An 18904-nucleotide genomic window follows, 5' to 3' on the forward strand; every position below is an offset into this window, starting at 1 on the left:
GAGAAATCGATGCGTGTGCTGCTCGTCGAAGACCATCTGCAACTGGCCGAAAGCGTGGCCCAGGCCCTGAAAAGCACCGGCCTGACCGTGGATGTGCTGCATGATGGCGTGGCCGCCGACCTGGCCCTGGCCAGCGAGGAATACGCCGTGGCGGTGCTCGATGTCGGCCTGCCGCGGATGGACGGCTTCGAGGTGCTGGCGCGCCTGCGGGCCCGCGGCAAGACCGTGCCGGTGCTGATGCTGACCGCGCGCAGCGACGTCAAGGACCGGGTCCATGGCCTGAACCTGGGCGCCGACGATTACCTGGCCAAGCCGTTCGAGCTGACCGAGCTTGAGGCGCGGGTCAAGGCCCTGCTGCGCCGTAGCGTGCTCGGTGGCGAGCGCCAGCAGCGCTGCGGGCCACTGGTTTACGACCTCGATACCCGGCGCTTCACCCTCGGCGAAGAACTGCTGACCCTGACCTCCCGCGAGCAGGCGGTGCTCGAAGCACTGATTGCGCGGCCCGGGCGGGTGATGAGCAAGGAGCAACTGGCCGCCCAGGTGTTCGGCCTGGACGAAGAAGCCAGCGCCGATGCTATCGAAATCTACGTGCACCGCTTGCGCAAGAAGCTCGACGGCCATGCCGTGGCGATCGTCACCTTCAGGGGGCTCGGCTACCTGCTCGAGCACAAAGATGCGTAACAGCGACAGCCTGCGCGGGCGACTGCTATGGAACCTGGCAATCCTGCTGGTGGTGCTGATGCTGGCCAGCGGCCTGAGCGCTTACTGGAACGGCCGTGAAGCCGCCGACACCGCCTACGACCGTACCTTGCTGGCCTCGGCACGGACCATCGCCGCGGGCCTGTCGCAACGCGACGGCACCCTCAGCGCCGATGTGCCCTACGTGGCCCTGGACACTTTCGCCTACGACAGCGCCGGGCGCATCTACTACCAGGTCAACGATATTCACCAGCGCTTGATCTCCGGCTACGAAAACCTGCCGGCACCGCCGCCCAATACCCCGCGCACTGACGACTACCCGGCCCTGGCACGCTTTTACAACGCCCGTTATCTGGGTCAGGACGTGCGCGTGGTCAGCCTGCTCAAGGCGGTTAGCGAGCCGAACATGAACGGCATGGCCGAAATCCGCGTGGCCGAAACCGAAGAGGCGCGGGTGCGCATGGCCCGCAGCCTGATGGCCGATACCCTGCTGCGCCTGGGCATGCTCGCCCTCGGCGCGCTGATGCTGGTGTGGTTTGCCGTCAGCGCCGCCCTGCGTCCGCTGGAGCGCTTGCGCAGCGCTGTGGAGGAGCGCCAGCCCGATGACCTGCGGGCCTTGCCGGTGGTCCAGGTGCAGCGCGAGCTGAGCCCGCTGGTGCGCGCCCTGAACCACTTTACCGAACGCTTGCGCGGCCAGTTCGAACGCCAGGCGCAGTTTATCGCCGAGGCCGCCCATGAACTGCGCACGCCGCTGGCAGCGCTAAAGGCGCGGGTCGAACTGGGCTTGCGCTCCAACGAGCCGCAAGTCTGGCGCGAAACCCTTGAGGCCGCCGCGCAAGGCACCGATCGCCTGACCCACCTGGCCAACCAGTTGCTGTCGCTGGCGCGGGTTGAAAACGGCGCCCGGGCGATTGCCGAAGGCGGCGCGCAATTGCTCGACCTCAGCCAATTGGCCCGTGAGCTGGGCATGGCCATGGCGCCGCTGGCCCATGCGCGTGGCGTCGCCCTGGCGCTGGAGACCGAGGGGCCGGTGTGGGTGCGCGGCGAGCCGACGCTGCTCAATGAGCTGCTGAGCAACCTGGTCGATAACGCCATGGCGTATACGCCCAAGGGCGGCGATGTGATTCTGCGCGTGGTTGAGCCGGGCATTCTCGAAGTCGAAGACGACGGCCCGGGGATTCCTGAAAGCGAGCGCGAAAAGGTCTTCGAGCGCTTCTACCGGCGCGGCGCCCAGGGCACTGGCCTGGGCCTGGCGATTGTCGGCGAGATCTGCCGCGCGCACCTGGCGCAGATCAGCCTGCACGATGGTGAGCGTGGCGGCTTGAAGGTGCGGGTCAGCTTCAGCGCTGACTAGCGGAACATCGCCTTGGCATTTAGCAGGTCGCTGGCCTGCAGCTCAGTGCCGGTGGGCAGGCCAAGGTGGCGGTAGGCGGGCAGGGCGGCCAGCGGTCGCTCCTTGCTGTTGCTGCTGAGTACCTGGGCGATCTGCACAATATCGACGTAGTCGACCTTGTCGGTGCCGCGATCCAGGTCCTGGATCAGCCCGGGCAGGTGCACCAGTTGCTCGGGGAACTCCCAGACGCTGAGGATCTTGTCGCCCAGTGCCGGGTGAATCTGTTCGATTACATAGTTCAGGCTGACCGGGTCGGAGAGCAGCTCGTTGTGCTCTTCGGCATACAGCAGGATCGGCAGTGCGCCAATCTGATGAACCAGGCCAGCGAGGGCTGCCTGGTCCGGCTTGAGCTGGGTGAATCGCAGGCACAGCTCATAGCTGATGCCAGCCACTTCGAGGCTTTTTGACCAGATCTCGCGCATTTTTTGCTCAACCACATCCGAGCGGGCATGGAAGATCTGCTCGATCACCAGGCCGATCGCCAGGTTGCAGCTGTAGTTGATGCCCAGGCGGGTGATGGCCGTTTGCAGGTCGGTGACCTCGGTGGCGGCGCGCAGCAAGGGGCTGTTGACCACCTTGATCAGGCGCGCCGACAACGCTGCATCGCGACCGATCACCTTGCTTAGGGTACTGACGCTGATCTCGCTGTCTTCGGCGGCTTCGCGAATGCTCAAGGCCACTTCCGGCAGGGTCGGCAGCACCAGGTCATCGTTGTCGATGGCGCTCAGCAGGTGGGCCTGGATCATCTCGGCCATCTTGTTCATGGTGATTCTCTACCGCAATTGACGAGTGCCCCGCCCGTGCAGGGCGGGCGCAGGCTCAGCGCTGGATTTCGCGATCGCGGTCCAGTTCGTAAGGAAGCGTCAGCAGCTCCAGGCGCGGACCTTCGGCGCTGCCCAGGTGCAGGTTGTTGTCGGCAACCGCGTCGGCGGTCAGCACGGCCAGCAGTTCGCAGCCCTGTTCACTGCGGGCCGCCAGTACCACTTCACCAACGGAGGAGTTGTGGGTGGGCGAGAACACTTCGGTACCGGGCTGCGGCAGGTCGCCCTCGGCCAGGGCCAGGCGGTATTGGCGACGCTTGAGCTTGCCCAGGTACTGCATGCGCGCGACGATTTCCTGGCCGGTGTAGCAGCCTTTCTTGAAGCTCACGCCACCCACGGCCTGCAGGTTGATCATCTGCGGAATGAACAGCTCGCGGGTTTGCAGCATGACCTGGCCGATACCGGCGCGGATCTGTCCGAGCAGCCAGTCGTTGAGCCCGGCCTCGGCCAACTGCGCCGCCAGTTGCGCTTGCACCGCCGGGGCCTGCTCGGCAGGTACCCACAACTCGATGCGCCCAGCCGATACGGCAATGGCGACCAAGCCGTTTTGACGGGTGACCGCGTCAGTCTGCACCGGCACTTCCAGGCCCAGGGCCGGCAGCGCGGCTGCACCGTCGTGCAGGCCGAAACGCACCCAGGCAGCGCTGTCGTCGGTCAGCTTGGCCTTGGAGAACACTGCGTACTTTTTAAGGTCGGCCAGTTGCGGTTCGAGCAGTTCGCGGGTCATCGCCAGCAAGTAGCCATCGCCCTCGGAGAGGATGCGAAAGCTCGACTGCATGCGGCCCTTGACCATGCAGCGGGCGCCGAGGCTGGCGGTATGCTCGTTGAGGTAACTGATGTTGCAGGTCAGCTGGCCTTGCAGGAACTTGCCGGCGTCCGAGCCGCGGACGGCGAGAACGCCTTCGTGGGAAAGGGTGCAGAAAAAAGCGGAATCGGCCATGGTTTATCGCAAGGTGATAGGACTGGGGCCCATGATAGAGCGCTGTCGGCAAAATAGGTAGTTGAGTACAGGCCTCTGTCATTATTTGCTCACATGTCCGGACCAACGTCGCGTGTCCCTCGGGCGCTGGCTCTGTATACTGGCGGCCTATTTTTGGAGGGCTTCATGGTCGAACAAATTGAACTCAACAAGCTCTTTTGGCACAGCCGCCGTGGCATGCTCGAGCTGGACGTGTTGCTGGTTCCTTTCAGCCAGGACGTTTTTCCAACCCTGAGCCCGGAAGACCGGGAACTGTACTGGCGCTTGCTCGGCTGCGAAGACCAGGACATGTTCGGCTGGTTCATGGAGCGCAGCGAGTCCGAAGACCCGGAGCTGCAACGCATGGTTCGCATCATCCTGGACCGTGTCCAGCCCAAGTGAGCGTTTCGAATGTCGCTGGCAGGGCTCAAGGGCACTGTTGGCGGCATACCTGGCCAGCCTGCTGCTGGCCTTGCTGGCCCTGAGCCTGCTGCAGGTGCCCCTGTGGTTGCGCCTGGCGGCCATTGCCTTGTGCCTGCTGCATGGCGCCTGGGTCATTCCCCGGTGCATCCTGCTGACCCACCCCAACGCCATTACCGCCCTGCGCCGCGATGCCCACGGCTGGCAGTTGTTCAGCCGCGCCCAGGGCTGGCAGGCGGTGCAGCTCAAGCCCGACAGCCTGGCCTTGCCCGGATGCGTGGTATTGCGCTTTCGCCGGGCCGGGCGGCGTTTCAACGAGGGCCAGTGCATCGCCTTCGACGCGCTGGAGCCGGTGCAGCACCGGCGCCTGCGTTTGCGCCTGAAATTCAGTCGGCGTAGGTGGGCGGCTGCAGGATAGTGTCGCGGGCCTCTGTGAGCATGCCCGGGTAATCCAGGGTGTAGTGCAGGCCGCGGCTTTCCTTGCGTTGCATGGCCGAGCGGATCATCAGTTCGGCGACCTGGGCAAGGTTCCTCAACTCAATCAGGTCGCGGCTGACTTTGTAGTTGCTGTAAAACTCGTCGATCTCATCGAGCAGCAGACGCACCCGGTGTTCGGCGCGCTGCAGGCGCTTGTTGGTGCGCACGATACCGACGTAGTCCCACATGAAGCGCCGCAGTTCGTCCCAGTTGTGCGCGATGATCACGTCTTCGTCCGAATCGGTCACCTGGCTGGCATCCCAGCACGGCAGCGCCCGGGGCATTGCGGTCTGGTCCAGGCGAGCGACGATGTCGTTGGCCGCTGAACGCCCGTAGACGAAACATTCGAGCAGCGAGTTGCTGGCCATGCGGTTGGCGCCGTGCAGGCCGGTAAAACTGGTTTCGCCGATGGCGTACAGGCCCGGCACGTCGGTCAGGCCTTGTTCATCGACCATCACCCCGCCGCAGGTGTAATGGGCGGCCGGTACTACCGGGATCGGCTGGCGGGTGATATCGATGCCAAAGCCCAGGCAGCGCTCGTAAACGGTGGGGAAGTGGCTTTTGACGAATTCGGCCGGCTTGTGGCTGATGTCCAGGTAGACGCAGTCCACCCCCAGGCGCTTCATTTCATGGTCGATGGCGCGGGCGACGATGTCGCGCGGGGCCAGTTCTTCGCGCGGGTCGAAGCGCGGCATGAAACGCTCGCCATTGGGCAGCTTGAGCAGGCCGCCTTCGCCGCGCAGGGCTTCGGTGATCAAAAAGCTCTTGGCCTGCGGGTGGTACAGGCAAGTCGGGTGGAACTGGTTGAACTCAAGGTTGGCCACCCGGCAACCGGCGCGCCAGGCCATGGCAATGCCGTCGCCACAGGCGCCGTCGGGGTTGCTGGTGTAGAGGTAGACCTTGGCTGCGCCGCCGGTGGCGAGCACGGTAAAGCGCGCGCCGAAGGTGTCGACTTCGCCGCTGGTGCGGTCCAGCACATACGCCCCCAGGCAGCGATCGCCGTCCAGGCCCAGGCGCCGTTCGGTAATCAGGTCGACCGCTACTCGCTGTTCCAGCAGCTCGATGTTCGGCCGCAGCCGCGCTTGCGCCAGCAGGGTGGTGAAGATCGCCGCGCCGGTGGCATCAGCGGCGTGGATGATGCGCCGATGGCTGTGGCCGCCTTCGCGGGTCAGGTGGAACTCGAAGCCGCTTTCTTCATCACCGGCGTGTTCGTCGCGGGTAAAGGGCACGCCCTGGTCAATCAGCCACTGGATCGCTTCGCGGCTATGCTCAACGGTGAAGCGCACGGCGTCTTCGTGACACAGGCCGCCACCGGCATTGAGGGTGTCTTCGACGTGGGACTGCACCGTGTCGGTGTCGTCCAGCACCGCGGCCACGCCGCCCTGGGCCCAGAAGGTCGAGCCATTGGCGAGGTCGCCCTTGCTGAGCACGGCGACGCGCAGGTGACCGGGGAGGGTCAGGGCCAGGCTGAGGCCGGCGGCGCCGCTGCCGATCACGAGAACATCATGTTGGAATTGTTGGCTCATGTCAGGACACTAGTATCTGAAGGGGGGGATCGGCACAATAGTCAGGCGCTTATGGCATTGTGAAACTATCGTGAATCTGGACCGGCTGCCTTTATAGCAGCCCCAAGGCCCTGATTTCCAATGGCGCTTGTGCAGTCCAGGGAGCCTTTTGTGGGAACTTTCCGTGATGTACGGATATCCATAGAAGGATGCCCGCACGCCACAATGCCGCGGCGACGCATGGCAGGCGCCCCTTGAGGGCACTGTTTGCGTATTCGAGACCCGATTATCGACGCAGCCGGCCGTGACCGCGCTGCGTTTTTCGTGCGAGCCGACCAAGGGCCGCAGGAAACTTGCTTGGAGGGGAGAACTTTTGCGCAAAGCCCGAGTCTATGGTTGCAAGCCTGAACGATGGCAGGTGCAACGCTCCTTCGAGTTCACTGAGGAGTGTTCATGCTAACCCAGGAAGAGGATCAGCAGCTTGTCGAGCGCGTGCAGCGTGGCGACAGGCGAGCGTTCGATCTGTTGGTGCTGAAGTATCAGCACAAGATTCTCGGGTTGATCGTGCGTTTTGTCCACGACACCCATGAAGCCCAGGATGTGGCGCAGGAAGCTTTCATCAAGGCTTACCGGGCGCTTGGTAATTTTCGCGGGGACAGCGCCTTTTATACCTGGCTGTACCGCATTGCCATCAACACGGCAAAAAACTATCTGGTGTCCCGCGGTCGGCGGCCACCAGACAGCGATGTAAGTTCCGAGGATGCGGAATTTTACGACGGCGATCATGGCCTCAAGGATCTGGAGTCCCCCGAGCGCGCGTTGTTGCGAGATGAGATCGAAGGCACCGTCCATCGGACCATCCAGCAACTGCCAGAAGATTTGCGTACGGCGTTAACTTTACGTGAATTCGATGGTCTGAGTTACGAGGACATTGCGAGCGTCATGCAGTGTCCGGTGGGTACCGTGCGCTCTCGAATCTTCCGCGCTCGGGAGGCCATAGACAAAGCCCTGCAGCCGTTGTTGCAGGAAACCTGAGACAGCGGCGACAGCCAAGAGAGGAACCGCCATGAGTCGTGAAGCTTTGCAGGAATCGCTGTCCGCGGTGATGGATAACGAAGCGGACGAACTGGAATTACGACGGGTGTTGAATGCCGTCGATGATCCCGAAACCCGTGCCACCTGGTCGCGTTACCAGGTAGCCCGTGCAGCCATGCACAAAGAGCTGGTACTGCCACAGCTGGATATCGCCTCGGCCGTATCCGCAGCCCTGGCCGATGAAGCCGCTCCCGCCAAGGTCTCCCGTGGACCCTGGCGCAGCCTGGGCCGCCTGGCCGTTGCCGCTTCGGTGACTGTCGCGGTACTGGCCGGTGTACGCCTGTACAACCAGGACGAAATCAGCGGTGCCCAGCTGGCTGCCCAACAACCGGCGCAGCAAGGCCTGAGCTTGCCACAAGCACAGGGCCCGGCCGTATTGGCAGGCTATAGTGAAAGTGCAGAACAGCCAGGCCCGATGGCCAATGGCGTGCTGCAGGGGCAAACCGGCTGGCACGACCAGCGTCTGCCTGGCTACCTGCGTCAGCATGCTCAGGAAGCAGCCCTCAAGGGTACCGAGAGCGCTCTGCCGTATGCACGTGCAGCCAGCCTGGAAAATCGCTAAGTAAGGAGGATCATGCGCGCGCTACCTCTCATACCGCTGCTGCTGGGTGGCTGGTTGACGCTACCGGCCCTTGCCGCCAACTCCTCTGCGCAGGCAGGTGACTGGCTCAAGCGTCTGGCCCAGGCCGAGCAACAGCAGAGTTATCAGGGTACTTTCGTTTACGAGCGTAACGGTAGCTTCTCCACCCACGACATCTGGCATCGCGTCCAGAGCGGCAAAGTCAGCGAGCGGCTGTTGCAGCTCGATGGCTCGGCCCAGGAAGTCGTGCGTGTCGACGGGCAGACCCAGTGCGTAAGCGGGGCCCTGGTACCGGGAGTGGCCAACACGCCGGAGTCTGCGGCGCGAGTGCTTGATCCTCTGAAACTGATGAGCTGGTACGACCTCGGGGTCGCCGGCAAATCGCGGGTGGCCGACCGTGAAGCGGTAATCGTCACCCTTACCCCGCGTGATCAACACCGCTATGCCTTCGAGCTGCACCTGGATAAAGACACCGGGCTGCCGCTCAAGTCGTTGATGCTCGACGACGGTGGGCGATTGCTCGAGCGTTTCCAGTTCACTCGCCTGAATACCGCCGTCGCACCAAGCGATGAACAGCTCAAGGCCAGTGGCATCTGCAAGCCGGTTGCCCAACTGACCGCGCAGGCTGCACAACCTGTCACCGGCTGGCGATCGGACTGGTTGCCACCTGGATTCGAGCTGATCACCAGCTCCGTGCGCAAGGACCCGCAAAGCAAGAATGCCGTCAGCAGCCTGATGTACGACGACGGCCTGGCGCGCTTTTCGGTGTTCGTCGAAGCCCTCGACAAAGGCTCGGCCGCCGATATCCGCACGCAGCTGGGCCCGACGGTCGCCGTCTCGCGGCGCCTGACCACGCCCCAGGGCGAAATGATGGTGACTGTGGTGGGCGAGATCCCTATCGGCACCGCCGAACGCATTGCGCTGTCCATGCGCGCCCAGGATGCCCAGGCTAAAAAATGAGGCGCAGGCAATGAGGCTGACAGGTCGAGGATTGCTTGGCTGACATGATTGGCAAGCTTTGCAGTTTGCAAAAACTCCAGAATTTTTCTATAGGTCAGTCCTTTCGGGGGCTGGCCTTTCCTGCTTCTGCAGGTCCCTACTGCTAACCACGCTCGTTGTGACGGGAGCCGTATGTCAATACCACGCTTGAAAACCTACCTATCGATGGTCGCCGCCGTGTTCATGCTCGGTCAGGTGCTCACCGCCCAGGCCGAAGCCCTGCCGGACTTCACCACCCTGGTCGAGCAGGCCTCGCCTGCGGTGGTGAACATCAGTACCAAGCAGAAACTGCCGGACCGCAAGTACGCCGCCGGGCAGATGCCTGATCTTGAAGGCCTGCCGCCGATGTTCCGCGAATTCTTCGAGCGCAACATGCCGCAGACGCCGCGTTCGCCGCGCGGTGACCGCCAGCGTGAAGCGCAATCGCTGGGTTCGGGCTTCATCATCTCCAGCGACGGTTACGTGCTGACCAACAACCATGTGGTCGCCGACGCCGATGAGATCATCGTCCGCCTGTCGGACCGCAGCGAGCTGCAGGCCAAGCTGGTCGGCACCGACCCGCGCACCGACGTGGCCCTGCTCAAGGTCGAAGGCAAGGACCTGCCGACCGTCAAGCTGGGTGACTCCGAGAAGCTCAAGGTCGGTGAGTGGGTGCTGGCCATCGGTTCGCCGTTCGGCTTCGACCATTCGGTGACCAAAGGTATCGTCAGTGCCAAGGGCCGTACCCTGCCCAACGACACCTACGTGCCGTTCATCCAGACCGACGTGGCGATCAACCCGGGTAACTCCGGTGGCCCGCTGTTCAACATGAACGGCGAAGTGGTGGGTATCAACTCGCAGATCTTCACCCGTTCCGGTGGCTTCATGGGCCTGTCGTTCGCCATCCCGATCGATGTCGCGCTGGATGTTTCCAATCAGCTGAAGAAAGACGGCAAGGTCAGCCGCGGCTGGCTGGGCGTGGTGATTCAGGAGGTCAACAAGGACCTGGCTGAGTCCTTCGGTCTCGACAAGCCGGCCGGTGCCCTGGTCGCCCAGGTGCTGGAAGATGGCCCGGCCGCCAAGGGTGGCCTGCAGGTCGGTGACGTGATCCTGAGCATGAACGGTCAGCCGATCGTCATGTCTGCCGACCTGCCGCACCTGGTCGGTGGCCTCAAGGATGGCGCCAAGGCCAAGCTCGACATCATCCGCAATGGCAAACGCCAGTCGCTGGACATCACCATCGGCGCACTGCCGGATGAAGATGCCGACATCACCACCAACGCCAATGGCGGCGTCGAGCGCAGCAGCAACCGCCTGGGTGTGTCGGTGGCCGACCTGACCGCCGAGCAGAAGAAGTCCCTCGAGCTCAAGGGCGGCGTGGTCATCAAGGAAGTCCAGGACGGTCCGGCAGCGCTGATCGGCCTGCGTCCGGGCGACGTCATCAGTCATCTGAACAACCAGGCGATCCTTTCGGCCAAGCAGTTCACCGAAATCGCCAAAGAGCTGCCGAAGAACCGTTCGGTGTCGATGCGCGTCCTGCGTCAGGGCCGCGCCAGCTTCATCACCTTCAAACTGGCTGAATAAGCCGGCTTGAGCAGAAAAGGGCAGCCTCGGCTGCCCTTTTTTCTGGGCGCCGCGCAGGTTTCCCGGGGCATGCACCGATTTCCCACAATCGCGGTACCCACAGTTCACGTGACGCCAACGTCAAGCTTCAGGTACAATTCCCGGCTATTTTTCGGTGGGCGTCCGGCCCGCAGCCTTTTTGAGTGTTGACCCGTGAGTGATTTGAGTCATATCCGCAATTTCTCCATCATCGCCCACATTGACCATGGCAAGTCGACCCTGGCCGACCGCTTCATTCAGATGTGCGGTGGCCTGACTGCGCGTGAAATGGAGGCCCAGGTACTCGATTCCATGGACCTGGAGCGTGAACGCGGTATCACCATCAAAGCCCACAGCGTCACCCTGCACTACAAGGCGCAAGACGGCAAAACCTATCAGCTGAACTTCATCGACACCCCCGGCCACGTTGACTTCACCTACGAAGTCAGCCGCTCGCTGGCGGCCTGTGAAGGTGCCTTGCTGGTGGTCGACGCCGGCCAGGGTGTAGAAGCCCAGTCGGTCGCCAACTGCTACACCGCCATCGAGCAGGGCCTTGAGGTCATGCCGGTACTGAACAAGATGGACCTGCCCCAGGCCGACCCGGACAAGGTCAAGGACGAGATCGAGAAGATCATCGGTATCGACGCCACCGACGCCGTGGCCTGCAGTGCCAAGAGCGGCATGGGCGTCGACGAGGTGCTCGAGCGCCTGGTGCACACCATCCCGGCGCCTACCGGTGACATCGAGGCGCCGCTGCAGGCGCTGATCATCGACTCCTGGTTCGACAACTACCTGGGCGTTGTCTCCCTGGTGCGTGTCCGTCACGGCCGGGTGAAGAAGGGCGACAAGATCCTGGTCAAGTCCACCGGCAAGGTCCACCTGGTCGACAGCGTCGGTGTGTTCACCCCCAAGCACACCCAGACCGCCGATCTCAAGGCCGGCGAAGTAGGCTTCATCATCGCCAGCATCAAGGACATTCACGGCGCGCCGGTGGGTGACACCCTGACCCTGAGCACGACCCCCGAGGTCGAGGTGCTGCCAGGCTTCAAACGTATTCAACCGCAGGTGTATGCCGGTCTGTTCCCGGTCAGTTCCGATGATTTCGAAGATTTTCGTGATGCATTGCAGAAACTGACCCTGAACGACTCGTCGCTGCAGTACCTGCCGGAAAGCTCCGACGCCCTGGGCTTCGGCTTCCGTTGCGGCTTCCTCGGCATGCTGCACATGGAGATCATCCAGGAGCGCCTGGAGCGCGAGTACGACCTGGACCTGATCACCACCGCGCCGAGCGTAATCTTCGAGGTCAAGCTCAAGACCGGCGAAACCATCTACGTCGACAACCCGTCGAAGCTGCCGGACGTGTCCTCGGTCGAAGACTTCCGTGAGCCGATCGTATCGGCCACCATCCTGGTGCCGCAGGAGCACCTGGGCAACGTCATTACCCTGTGCATCGAGAAGCGTGGCGTACAGCGCGACATGCAGTTCCTCGGCTCGCAGGTGCAAGTACGCTACGACCTGCCGATGAACGAAGTGGTACTGGACTTCTTCGACCGCCTGAAGTCCACCAGCCGCGGCTACGCCTCGCTGGACTATCATTTCGACCGCTACCAGTCGGCTAACCTGGTCAAGCTCGATGTACTGATCAACGGTGACAAGGTCGACGCCCTGGCGCTGATCGTGCACCGCGACAATGCGCACTACAAGGGCCGCGCATTGACCGAGAAGATGAAGGAACTGATTCCTCGGCAGATGTTCGATGTGGCAATCCAGGCCGCCATTGGCGGGCAGATTGTTGCGCGTACGACTGTCAAGGCGCTCAGAAAGAACGTACTGGCCAAATGCTACGGTGGTGACGTTAGCCGTAAGCGCAAGCTGTTGGAGAAGCAGAAGGCCGGTAAGAAACGCATGAAACAGGTCGGTAACGTGGAAATCCCACAAGAAGCCTTCCTCGCCGTGCTCAGGTTGGATAGTTAGGTCCTATGTCGCTAAATTTCCCGCTGTTGCTTGTCATCGCCGTCGCCGTCTGCGGTCTGTTGGCCCTGGTCGACCTGCTGTTCCTGGCCCCGCGCCGGCGTTCGGCGATCGCCAACTATCAGGGCAGCGTCAGCCAGCCAGAAATGGCAGTGGTCGAGCGCCTGAACAAGGAACCGTTGCTGGTCGAGTACGGTAAATCGTTCTTCCCGGTGCTGTTCATCGTCCTGGTGCTGCGCTCGTTCCTGATCGAGCCGTTCCAGATCCCTTCGGGGTCGATGAAGCCGACCCTGGAAGTGGGCGACTTCATCCTGGTGAACAAGTTCTCTTACGGGATCCGCCTGCCGGTGATCGACAAGAAGGTCATCGAGGTGGGTGATCCGCAGCGCGGCGATGTCATGGTGTTCCGCTACCCGAGCGACCCGAACGTCAACTACATCAAGCGTGTGGTTGGCCTGCCGGGCGATCAGATTCGCTACACCAGCGACAAGAAGCTGTTCGTCAACGGTCAGGCGATCGCCGAGCAGCTGGTCGGCACCGAGCCGGGTACCCTGGGCAGCGCCGAGCTGTACAAGGAAAAGCTCGGTGAAGCCGAGCACCTGATCCGCAAGGAAATGAGCCGCTACCGCATGCCGCCTGACCAGCAATGGACAGTCCCGGCCGGCCATTACTTCATGATGGGCGACAACCGCGACAACTCCAACGACAGCCGTTACTGGGATGACCCCAACATTCCCAAGGAACTGCACGGCATGGTCCCGGACCAGAACATCGTCGGCAAGGCCTTCGCGGTCTGGATGAGCTGGCCAGAGCCTAAACTGAGCCACTTCCCGAACCTGTCGCGGGTCGGCCTGATCAAGTAACACTACAACGGCGCTGTCCTGGGACAGCGCCGAATGCGTTTCTGGCATAGGCTGTGTTCAGGTAAGCCTGGATGCAACCGATCACCCCGGCCAGCGAGCATGAGCCAAACAGTCTTTCAGGATGTTGATTTGAACAATGCGTTAAATCCGACGGTAGCCCCGATGGCGGCGTACCGAGTTGCAAAGTGTGAGCCTCACGCCCAGGCGTGCGGGCTGAATTTCGGCCACGAACTGCGCGTGGGTACACTGTGAGCGTTTCCTTGAGCCGCCTCGAGCGCCAGCTCGGCTACACCTTCAAGAACCAGGAGCTGATGCTGCTGGCCCTGACGCACCGCAGTTTTGCCGGGCGCAACAACGAACGCCTCGAGTTCCTCGGCGATGCGATCCTCAACTTCGTCGCCGGTGAAGCGCTGTTCGAGCGCTTCCCCCAGGCCCGCGAAGGCCAGCTGTCGCGCCTGCGTGCGCGGCTGGTCAAGGGCGAGACCCTGGCGGTACTGGCCCGGGGCTTTGACCTGGGCGAATACCTGCGCCTGGGTTCGGGCGAGCTGAAAAGCGGCGGTTTTCGCCGCGAGTCGATCCTGGCCGATGCCCTGGAGGCGCTGATTGGCGCCATCTACCTGGATTCGGACATGCAGACCGCTCGCGAGCGGGTACTGGCATGGCTGGCGGGTGAATTCGAAAGCCTGACCCTGGTCGATACCAACAAGGACCCGAAAACCCGTCTGCAGGAATTCCTGCAGTCGCGGGCCTGCGAACTGCCGCGCTACGAAGTGGTGGATATTCAAGGTGAACCCCATTGCCGGACGTTTTTCGTCGAATGCGAAGTGACCCTTTTGACTGAAAAAAGCCGAGGGCAAGGCGTCAGCCGGCGTATCGCCGAGCAAGTCGCGGCCGCCGCAGCACTGATCGCCCTGGGCGTGGAGAATGGCAATGACTGATACCAACACTACCCGCTGCGGCTATGTCGCCATTGTCGGCCGCCCGAACGTCGGCAAGTCGACCCTGCTCAACCACATCCTCGGGCAAAAGCTCGCAATCACCTCGCGCAAGCCGCAGACCACCCGCCACAACATGCTCGGGATCAAGACCGAAGGTGATGTGCAGGCGATCTACGTCGATACCCCGGGCATGCACAAGAGCAACGAAAAGGCGCTCAACCGTTACATGAACAAGACCGCTTCGGCCGCCCTCAAGGACGTCGACGTGGTGATCTTCGTGGTTGACCGCACCAAGTGGACCGACGAAGACCAATTGGTGCTCGAGCGCGTGCAGTACGTGCAGGGCCCGGTGATCCTGGCGATCAACAAGACCGACCGGATCGAAGAGAAAGCCGACCTGATCCCGCACCTGCAATGGCTGCAGGAGCAACTGCCGAACGCCGAAATCGTGCCGATCTCGGCCCAGCAGGGGCACAACCTCGAAGCACTGGAAGGGCTGATCGCCAAACACCTGCCGGAAAACGAGCACTTCTTCCCGGAAGACCAGATCACCGACCGCAGCAGCCGCTTCCTGGCCGCGGAACTGGTGCGCGAGAAGATCATGCGCCAACTCGGCGCCGAGCTGCCGTACCAGATCACCGTCGAGATCGAAGAGTTCAAGCAGCAGGGCAAGATCCTGCACATCCATGCGCTGATCCTGGTCGAGCGTGACGGCCAGAAGAAGATCATCATTGGCGACAAGGGCGAGCGGATCAAACGCATCGGCTCCGAGGCGCGCAAGGACATGGAAGTGCTGTTCGACGCCAAGGTCATGCTCAACCTCTGGGTCAAGGTCAAGGGTGGCTGGTCCGACGACGAGCGTGCCCTGCGCTCGCTGGGCTACGGCGACCTCTGATCGCTCCAGGCCCGGTAGCGTCCGCCGCCGGGTCGAACCTTTTCTGAAGCGCCGCTCATGGAACTGCCAGTTGGCCAACCGGCCTACGTGCTGCACAGCCGGGCCTACCGTGAAACCAGCGCGCTGGTGGATTTCCTCACCCCGCAAGGACGCCTGCGCGCGGTCATGCGCCGTGCCCGTGGCAAAGGCGGCAGCCAGGTGCGGCCGTTCGTCCCGCTTGAAGTCGAGTTTCGCGGCCGCGGCGAGCTGAAGAACGTCGGGCGTCTGGATAGCGTCGGTGTCGCTGCCTGGCTGCACGGCGATGCGCTGTTCAGCGGGCTGTACCTCAACGAGCTGCTGATTCGCCTGCTGCCGGCTGAAGACCCGCATCCGGTGGTATTCGAACACTATGCGGCGACCTTGCAGGCGCTGGCCGCCGGTCGCCCGCTGGAGCCGCTGCTGAGGGCGTTCGAGTGGCGCCTGCTGGACGAACTGGGTTATGCCTTCGCTCTCGATCACGACGTCAACGGCGATCCCCTTGCGGTCGATGGCCTGTACCGCTTGCAGGTCGATGCCGGGCTCGAGCGCGTCTACCTGTTGCAGCCGGGGCTGTTCAACGGTGCCGAGCTATTGGCCATGGCTGAAGCCGCCTGGGAAATCCCCGGTGCTCTGGGCGCCGCCAAGCGCCTGATGCGCCAGGCCCTGGCCGTACACCTGGGCGGTCGGCCGCTGGTCAGTCGCGAACTGTTTCGCAAGCGCTGAACAACGTCGTATGCTGTGGGGCTCAATCTTCAGGAGAGCCTCTTCGTGACTCAAAGCAACCGCATGCTGCTCGGCGTGAACATCGACCACGTGGCGACCCTGCGCCAGGCGCGTGGTACCCGCTACCCGGACCCGGTCAAAGCCGCGCTGGACGCCGAAGAAGCCGGTGCCGATGGCATTACCGTGCACTTGCGCGAAGACCGCCGGCACATCCAGGAGCGTGACGTGCTGCTGCTCAAGGATGTGTTGCAGACGCGCATGAACTTCGAAATGGGCGTCACCGAAGAAATGATGGTGTTTGCCGAGCGCATTCGCCCGGCGCACATCTGCCTGGTTCCGGAAACCCGTCAGGAGCTGACCACCGAAGGCGGCCTGGACGTCGCCGGCCAGGAAGCACGGATCAAGGCTGCGGTTGAGCGCCTGTCGCGTCTGGGCGCGGAAGTGTCCTTGTTCATCGATGCTGACGAGCGCCAGATCGAAGCCTCGCGCCGTGTCGGTGCGCCGGCCATCGAGCTGCACACCGGCCGTTATGCCGATGCGCAAACCCCGAGCGAAGTGGCTGAAGAGCTCAAGCGCGTGGCCGACGGCGTAGCCTTTGGGCTCGGCCAGGGCCTGATCGTCAATGCCGGTCACGGCCTGCATTACCACAACGTTGAAGCGGTGGCGGCGATCAAGGGCATCAACGAACTGAACATCGGCCATGCGCTGGTGGCCCATGCGCTGTTCGTTGGCTTCAAGTCGGCGGTAGCGGAGATGAAGGCGCTGATTCTGGCGGCCAGCCGGCACTGAGATTGTCCGGGGCTGCTTTGCAGCCCATCGCCGGCAAGGCCAGCTCCCACAAAGTAAGCAACCCTGTGGGAGCCGGCCCGATCAGCCAACCTGATCGGCAAACACCAGGCTAAACCGCGTCACCCCCTGCAGCTCGCTCTGCACCTCAACCCGCCCGCCATGCACCTGCATGATCGAGCGCACGATTGCCAGCCCCAGCCCGGTACCGCCTTCCAGGCGCGAGCGCCCCGAGCCCACGCGGTAAAAGCGCTCGAACAGGTGCGGCAAATGCATCGCGGCAATACCGGGACCGCGATTTTCCACTGATACCCACACCGAGCCGTCGCGGCGTTCAATCGCGATGTTGATCGGCTGGCCCTCATCGCCATGGCGAATCGCATTGCTGAGCAGATTCGACAGCGCCCGCTGCACCATCAAGCGATCACCCAGCACCGTGCCCCAGCCCTGTACGCGCAGGGCAATACCTTTTTGCTCGGCGTTGCATTCGAACAGTTCGCAAACCCGCTGCACCTCGTCGGCCAGCACCACCGGCTTGAGCGGCACCTGCGCCTGCGGCTGGCTGACTTGGGCGAGGAACAGCATGTCGTTGATGATGCGATTCAACCGGGTCAGCTCTTCGATGCTGTTTTCCAGCGCTTCACGGTATTGCTCGTTGGAGCGCTCGCGGGTCAGGGTGACCTGGGCCTTGCCCATCAGGTTGCCGATGGGCGTGCGCAGTTCATGGGCAAGGTCGTCGGAAAACTGCGACAACCGCTGCACGCCGTCGTCCAGGCGGTCGAGCATGATGTTGATACCACCGGCCAGATCGCCCAGTTCTTGCGGCAGGCCGGTTTCCGGCAGGCGGTGGCTGAGGGTTTGCGCCGAGACCTGTTCGGCCACCCGGCGAAAACGGCGCAATGGCAGCAGCCCGCGCTGGACCAGCTTCCAGGCGCCCAGGCCGATCAGCACCAGCAGCAGCGGCAAGGCCCACAGAGTCGAGCCCAGGTAGGCCTGGAGCAGGGCATGGTCGTCGGCACGATTGACCGTCAGCAGCACCCGCACCAGGGTGCCGTCCTGCAGGCGCATAAGCCGCGAGGCGGTGAGCAGGTGTTCGCCGTCCTGGTCGCGCCAGGGGCTGAAAGCCAGGTGCGGGCCGCTTTCGATCTGCAGCAAGGCGTTGGCTTCCAGGGCCGGGCCCAGAGTGAGCAGGGCTGAGTGACGGCCGGTCAGGGCAATGACGCTCAGGCTCAGGTTGTCGTGGCCCATGACCACATCCAGCAACGGATGCACCGGCGTGCCCAGGTCGGCGGCCTTGAGGTCAATCGTCAGGCTGTGTTCGATCTGCGCCATCTTGTTGGCCAGGTGCTTGCGTGCACGGCTGTCCAGCTCATGGTCGAGGGCAAATACCGCAAGGCATGCGAGCAGCAGCACCAGCGCCGCGCCCATCAGGCTGACGCTCAGGCCCAGGCGCAGCGACAGGCGCGCAGGTTTCATTCGCGGGCCTCAAGTACGTAGCCGACGCCGCGCAGGGTGTGGATCAGCTTGTTGTCGAAAGGATCGTCGATTTTCGCCCGCAGGCGGCGGATCGACACTTCCACCACGTTGGTGTCGCAATCGAAATTCATGTCCCAGACCAGCGAAATGATCTGTGTGCGCGACAGTACCTCGCCGCTCTGGCGCATCAGCAGGTGCAGCAGGGCGAACTCCTTGGCGGTCAGGTCGATGCGCTGGCCGCTGCGGTAGGCGCGGTGGCGGCTGGGGTCCAGCTCCAGGTCGGCGACCTTGAGGGTATTCGGTTGCAGGGCCTGGTCGTTGCGCCGCAACAGGCTGCGGATGCGCGCCAGCAGTTCGGGGAACTCGAAGGGCTTGAGCAGGTAATCGTCGGCGCCCAGGTCCAGGCCCTTGACCCGATCGGCCAGGCGGCCGTGGGCGGTGAGCATCATGATCCGCGTGCTGGACTCGGCGCGCAGGCGCTGCAGCACGGTCCAGCCATCGAGCTCGGGCAGGTTGACGTCGAGAATCACCAAGTCATAGGCCTGCTGGCGCGCCAGGTGCAGGCCGTCGGCGCCAGTGTGGGCGCAATCGACGATGTAGCCGTTTTCGCGCAGGCCCTGTTGCAGGTATTCGGCGGTGCGCAGTTCGTCCTCGACAATCAGTAGACGCATGGGATGACTCGTTGGCAGTGAAAGGCGCTGATTCT

Annotated in this window: 19 protein-coding genes; 14 read left to right on the plus strand and 5 right to left on the minus strand. The window is 63.1% G+C overall.

What is annotated here, in order from left to right; all coding sequences use genetic code 11:
- Positions 1–9 precede the first annotated feature (9 nt).
- Together tctD and tctE are read left to right on the plus strand one after the other, a co-directional pair.
- Positions 10–681 carry a two-component system response regulator TctD gene (tctD, locus tag JYG36_RS06335; RefSeq protein WP_045197613.1) on the plus strand — a complete coding sequence of 224 codons (672 nt, stop codon included), beginning with the start codon at positions 10–12 and terminating at the stop codon, positions 679–681.
- Positions 674–2053, plus strand: coding sequence for a two-component system sensor histidine kinase TctE (gene tctE, locus JYG36_RS06340; RefSeq protein WP_045197615.1), 1380 nt, complete (start codon positions 674–676; stop codon positions 2051–2053). The genes tctD and tctE overlap by 8 nt, the downstream gene beginning before the upstream one ends.
- On the opposite strand, the gene JYG36_RS06345 is transcribed toward tctE, so the two are convergent.
- Both JYG36_RS06345 and ygfZ read right to left on the minus strand, forming a co-directional pair.
- Complete coding sequence (locus tag JYG36_RS06345; protein ID WP_045197617.1) at positions 2050–2856, minus strand: HDOD domain-containing protein; 807 nt, start codon at positions 2854–2856, stop codon at positions 2050–2052. The two genes, tctE and JYG36_RS06345, sit on opposite strands and share 4 nt — an antisense overlap.
- Positions 2857–2911: 55 nt before the next feature.
- Positions 2912–3853, minus strand: a complete 942-nt coding sequence (gene ygfZ, locus JYG36_RS06350) for a CAF17-like 4Fe-4S cluster assembly/insertion protein YgfZ (protein WP_093380050.1) — start codon at positions 3851–3853, stop codon at positions 2912–2914.
- Positions 3854–4018: 165 nt separating this feature from the next.
- Between ygfZ and JYG36_RS06355 the strand changes: the two genes are divergently transcribed.
- Entirely contained in the window at positions 4019–4273 is a 255-nt protein-coding gene (locus JYG36_RS06355; RefSeq protein WP_045185642.1) for an FAD assembly factor SdhE, read from the plus strand.
- Positions 4257–4709, plus strand: a complete 453-nt coding sequence (locus tag JYG36_RS06360; protein ID WP_093380053.1) for a protein YgfX — start codon at positions 4257–4259, stop codon at positions 4707–4709. The genes JYG36_RS06355 and JYG36_RS06360 overlap by 17 nt, the downstream gene beginning before the upstream one ends.
- Here JYG36_RS06360 and nadB read toward each other — a convergent pair.
- Complete coding sequence (gene nadB, locus JYG36_RS06365) at positions 4678–6294, minus strand: L-aspartate oxidase (RefSeq protein ID WP_045197623.1); 1617 nt, start codon at positions 6292–6294, stop codon at positions 4678–4680. The two genes, JYG36_RS06360 and nadB, sit on opposite strands and share 32 nt — an antisense overlap.
- 432 nt (positions 6295–6726) lie before the next feature.
- Between nadB and rpoE the strand changes: the two genes are divergently transcribed.
- The 10 genes from rpoE to pdxJ all read left to right on the plus strand — a co-directional run bounded on the left by rpoE (position 6727) and on the right by pdxJ (position 16725).
- Positions 6727–7308 carry an RNA polymerase sigma factor RpoE/AlgU gene (rpoE, locus tag JYG36_RS06370; protein ID WP_010220971.1) on the plus strand — a complete coding sequence of 194 codons (582 nt, stop codon included), beginning with the start codon at positions 6727–6729 and terminating at the stop codon, positions 7306–7308.
- Positions 7309–7339: 31 nt separating this feature from the next.
- Positions 7340–7930 (plus strand): RseA family anti-sigma factor, encoded by a 591-nt coding sequence (locus JYG36_RS06375; protein ID WP_038999040.1) that lies wholly within the window; start codon positions 7340–7342, stop codon positions 7928–7930.
- A gap of 12 nt (positions 7931–7942) precedes the next feature.
- Positions 7943–8908, plus strand: a complete 966-nt coding sequence (locus JYG36_RS06380) for a MucB/RseB C-terminal domain-containing protein (protein WP_045197627.1) — start codon at positions 7943–7945, stop codon at positions 8906–8908.
- A gap of 204 nt (positions 8909–9112) precedes the next feature.
- On the plus strand, positions 9113–10510 hold the full coding sequence (locus JYG36_RS06385) for a DegQ family serine endoprotease (RefSeq protein ID WP_176794323.1): 1398 nt from the start codon (positions 9113–9115) through the stop codon (positions 10508–10510).
- Positions 10511–10702: 192 nt separating this feature from the next.
- A complete protein-coding gene (lepA, locus tag JYG36_RS06390; protein WP_045197631.1) occupies positions 10703–12502 on the plus strand; it encodes a translation elongation factor 4 in 1800 nt (599 codons plus the stop codon).
- Between the two features lie 5 nt (positions 12503–12507).
- Positions 12508–13362, plus strand: coding sequence for a signal peptidase I (gene lepB, locus JYG36_RS06395; RefSeq protein ID WP_045197633.1), 855 nt, complete (start codon positions 12508–12510; stop codon positions 13360–13362).
- 248 nt (positions 13363–13610) lie between these two features.
- Positions 13611–14300: a ribonuclease III gene (rnc, locus tag JYG36_RS06400; protein WP_010220977.1), complete on the plus strand. Its 690-nt coding sequence runs from the start codon at positions 13611–13613 to the stop codon at positions 14298–14300.
- Positions 14293–15195: a GTPase Era gene (gene era, locus JYG36_RS06405; RefSeq protein WP_045197636.1), complete on the plus strand. Its 903-nt coding sequence runs from the start codon at positions 14293–14295 to the stop codon at positions 15193–15195. The genes rnc and era overlap by 8 nt, the downstream gene beginning before the upstream one ends.
- Before the next feature lie 57 nt (positions 15196–15252).
- Entirely contained in the window at positions 15253–15936 is a 684-nt protein-coding gene (gene recO, locus JYG36_RS06410; protein ID WP_045197638.1) for a DNA repair protein RecO, read from the plus strand.
- Positions 15937–15999: 63 nt separating this feature from the next.
- On the plus strand, positions 16000–16725 hold the full coding sequence (gene pdxJ, locus JYG36_RS06415; RefSeq protein ID WP_267954166.1) for a pyridoxine 5'-phosphate synthase: 726 nt from the start codon (positions 16000–16002) through the stop codon (positions 16723–16725).
- 81 nt (positions 16726–16806) lie between these two features.
- On the opposite strand, the gene JYG36_RS06420 is transcribed toward pdxJ, so the two are convergent.
- Together JYG36_RS06420 and JYG36_RS06425 are read right to left on the minus strand one after the other, a co-directional pair.
- Positions 16807–18198: a heavy metal sensor histidine kinase gene (locus JYG36_RS06420; protein ID WP_045197643.1), complete on the minus strand. Its 1392-nt coding sequence runs from the start codon at positions 18196–18198 to the stop codon at positions 16807–16809.
- Complete coding sequence (locus JYG36_RS06425; RefSeq protein ID WP_045197646.1) at positions 18195–18869, minus strand: heavy metal response regulator transcription factor; 675 nt, start codon at positions 18867–18869, stop codon at positions 18195–18197. Before JYG36_RS06425 ends, JYG36_RS06420 begins: the two co-directional genes overlap by 4 nt.
- Positions 18870–18904 lie beyond the last annotated feature (35 nt).

This window comes from Pseudomonas sp. SORT22, from assembly GCF_018417635.1.
Lineage (GTDB): Bacteria > Pseudomonadota > Gammaproteobacteria > Pseudomonadales > Pseudomonadaceae > Aquipseudomonas.

Coding starts and splice junctions, on each gene's coding strand:
- tctD (WP_045197613.1), top strand. CDS start 10: ATGCGTGTGCTGCTCGTCGAAGACCATCTGCAACTGGCCGAAAGCGTG.
- tctE (WP_045197615.1), top strand. CDS start 674: ATGCGTAACAGCGACAGCCTGCGCGGGCGACTGCTATGGAACCTGGCA.
- JYG36_RS06345 (WP_045197617.1), bottom strand. CDS start 2,856: ATGAACAAGATGGCCGAGATGATCCAGGCCCACCTGCTGAGCGCCATC.
- ygfZ (WP_093380050.1), bottom strand. CDS start 3,853: ATGGCCGATTCCGCTTTTTTCTGCACCCTTTCCCACGAAGGCGTTCTC.
- JYG36_RS06355 (WP_045185642.1), top strand. CDS start 4,019: ATGGTCGAACAAATTGAACTCAACAAGCTCTTTTGGCACAGCCGCCGT.
- nadB (WP_045197623.1), bottom strand. CDS start 6,294: ATGAGCCAACAATTCCAACATGATGTTCTCGTGATCGGCAGCGGCGCC.
- rpoE (WP_010220971.1), top strand. CDS start 6,727: ATGCTAACCCAGGAAGAGGATCAGCAGCTTGTCGAGCGCGTGCAGCGT.
- JYG36_RS06375 (WP_038999040.1), top strand. CDS start 7,340: ATGAGTCGTGAAGCTTTGCAGGAATCGCTGTCCGCGGTGATGGATAAC.
- JYG36_RS06380 (WP_045197627.1), top strand. CDS start 7,943: ATGCGCGCGCTACCTCTCATACCGCTGCTGCTGGGTGGCTGGTTGACG.
- JYG36_RS06385 (WP_176794323.1), top strand. CDS start 9,113: ATGGTCGCCGCCGTGTTCATGCTCGGTCAGGTGCTCACCGCCCAGGCC.
- lepB (WP_045197633.1), top strand. CDS start 12,508: ATGTCGCTAAATTTCCCGCTGTTGCTTGTCATCGCCGTCGCCGTCTGC.
- era (WP_045197636.1), top strand. CDS start 14,293: ATGACTGATACCAACACTACCCGCTGCGGCTATGTCGCCATTGTCGGC.
- recO (WP_045197638.1), top strand. CDS start 15,253: ATGGAACTGCCAGTTGGCCAACCGGCCTACGTGCTGCACAGCCGGGCC.
- pdxJ (WP_267954166.1), top strand. CDS start 16,000: ATGCTGCTCGGCGTGAACATCGACCACGTGGCGACCCTGCGCCAGGCG.
- JYG36_RS06420 (WP_045197643.1), bottom strand. CDS start 18,198: ATGAAACCTGCGCGCCTGTCGCTGCGCCTGGGCCTGAGCGTCAGCCTG.
- JYG36_RS06425 (WP_045197646.1), bottom strand. CDS start 18,869: ATGCGTCTACTGATTGTCGAGGACGAACTGCGCACCGCCGAATACCTG.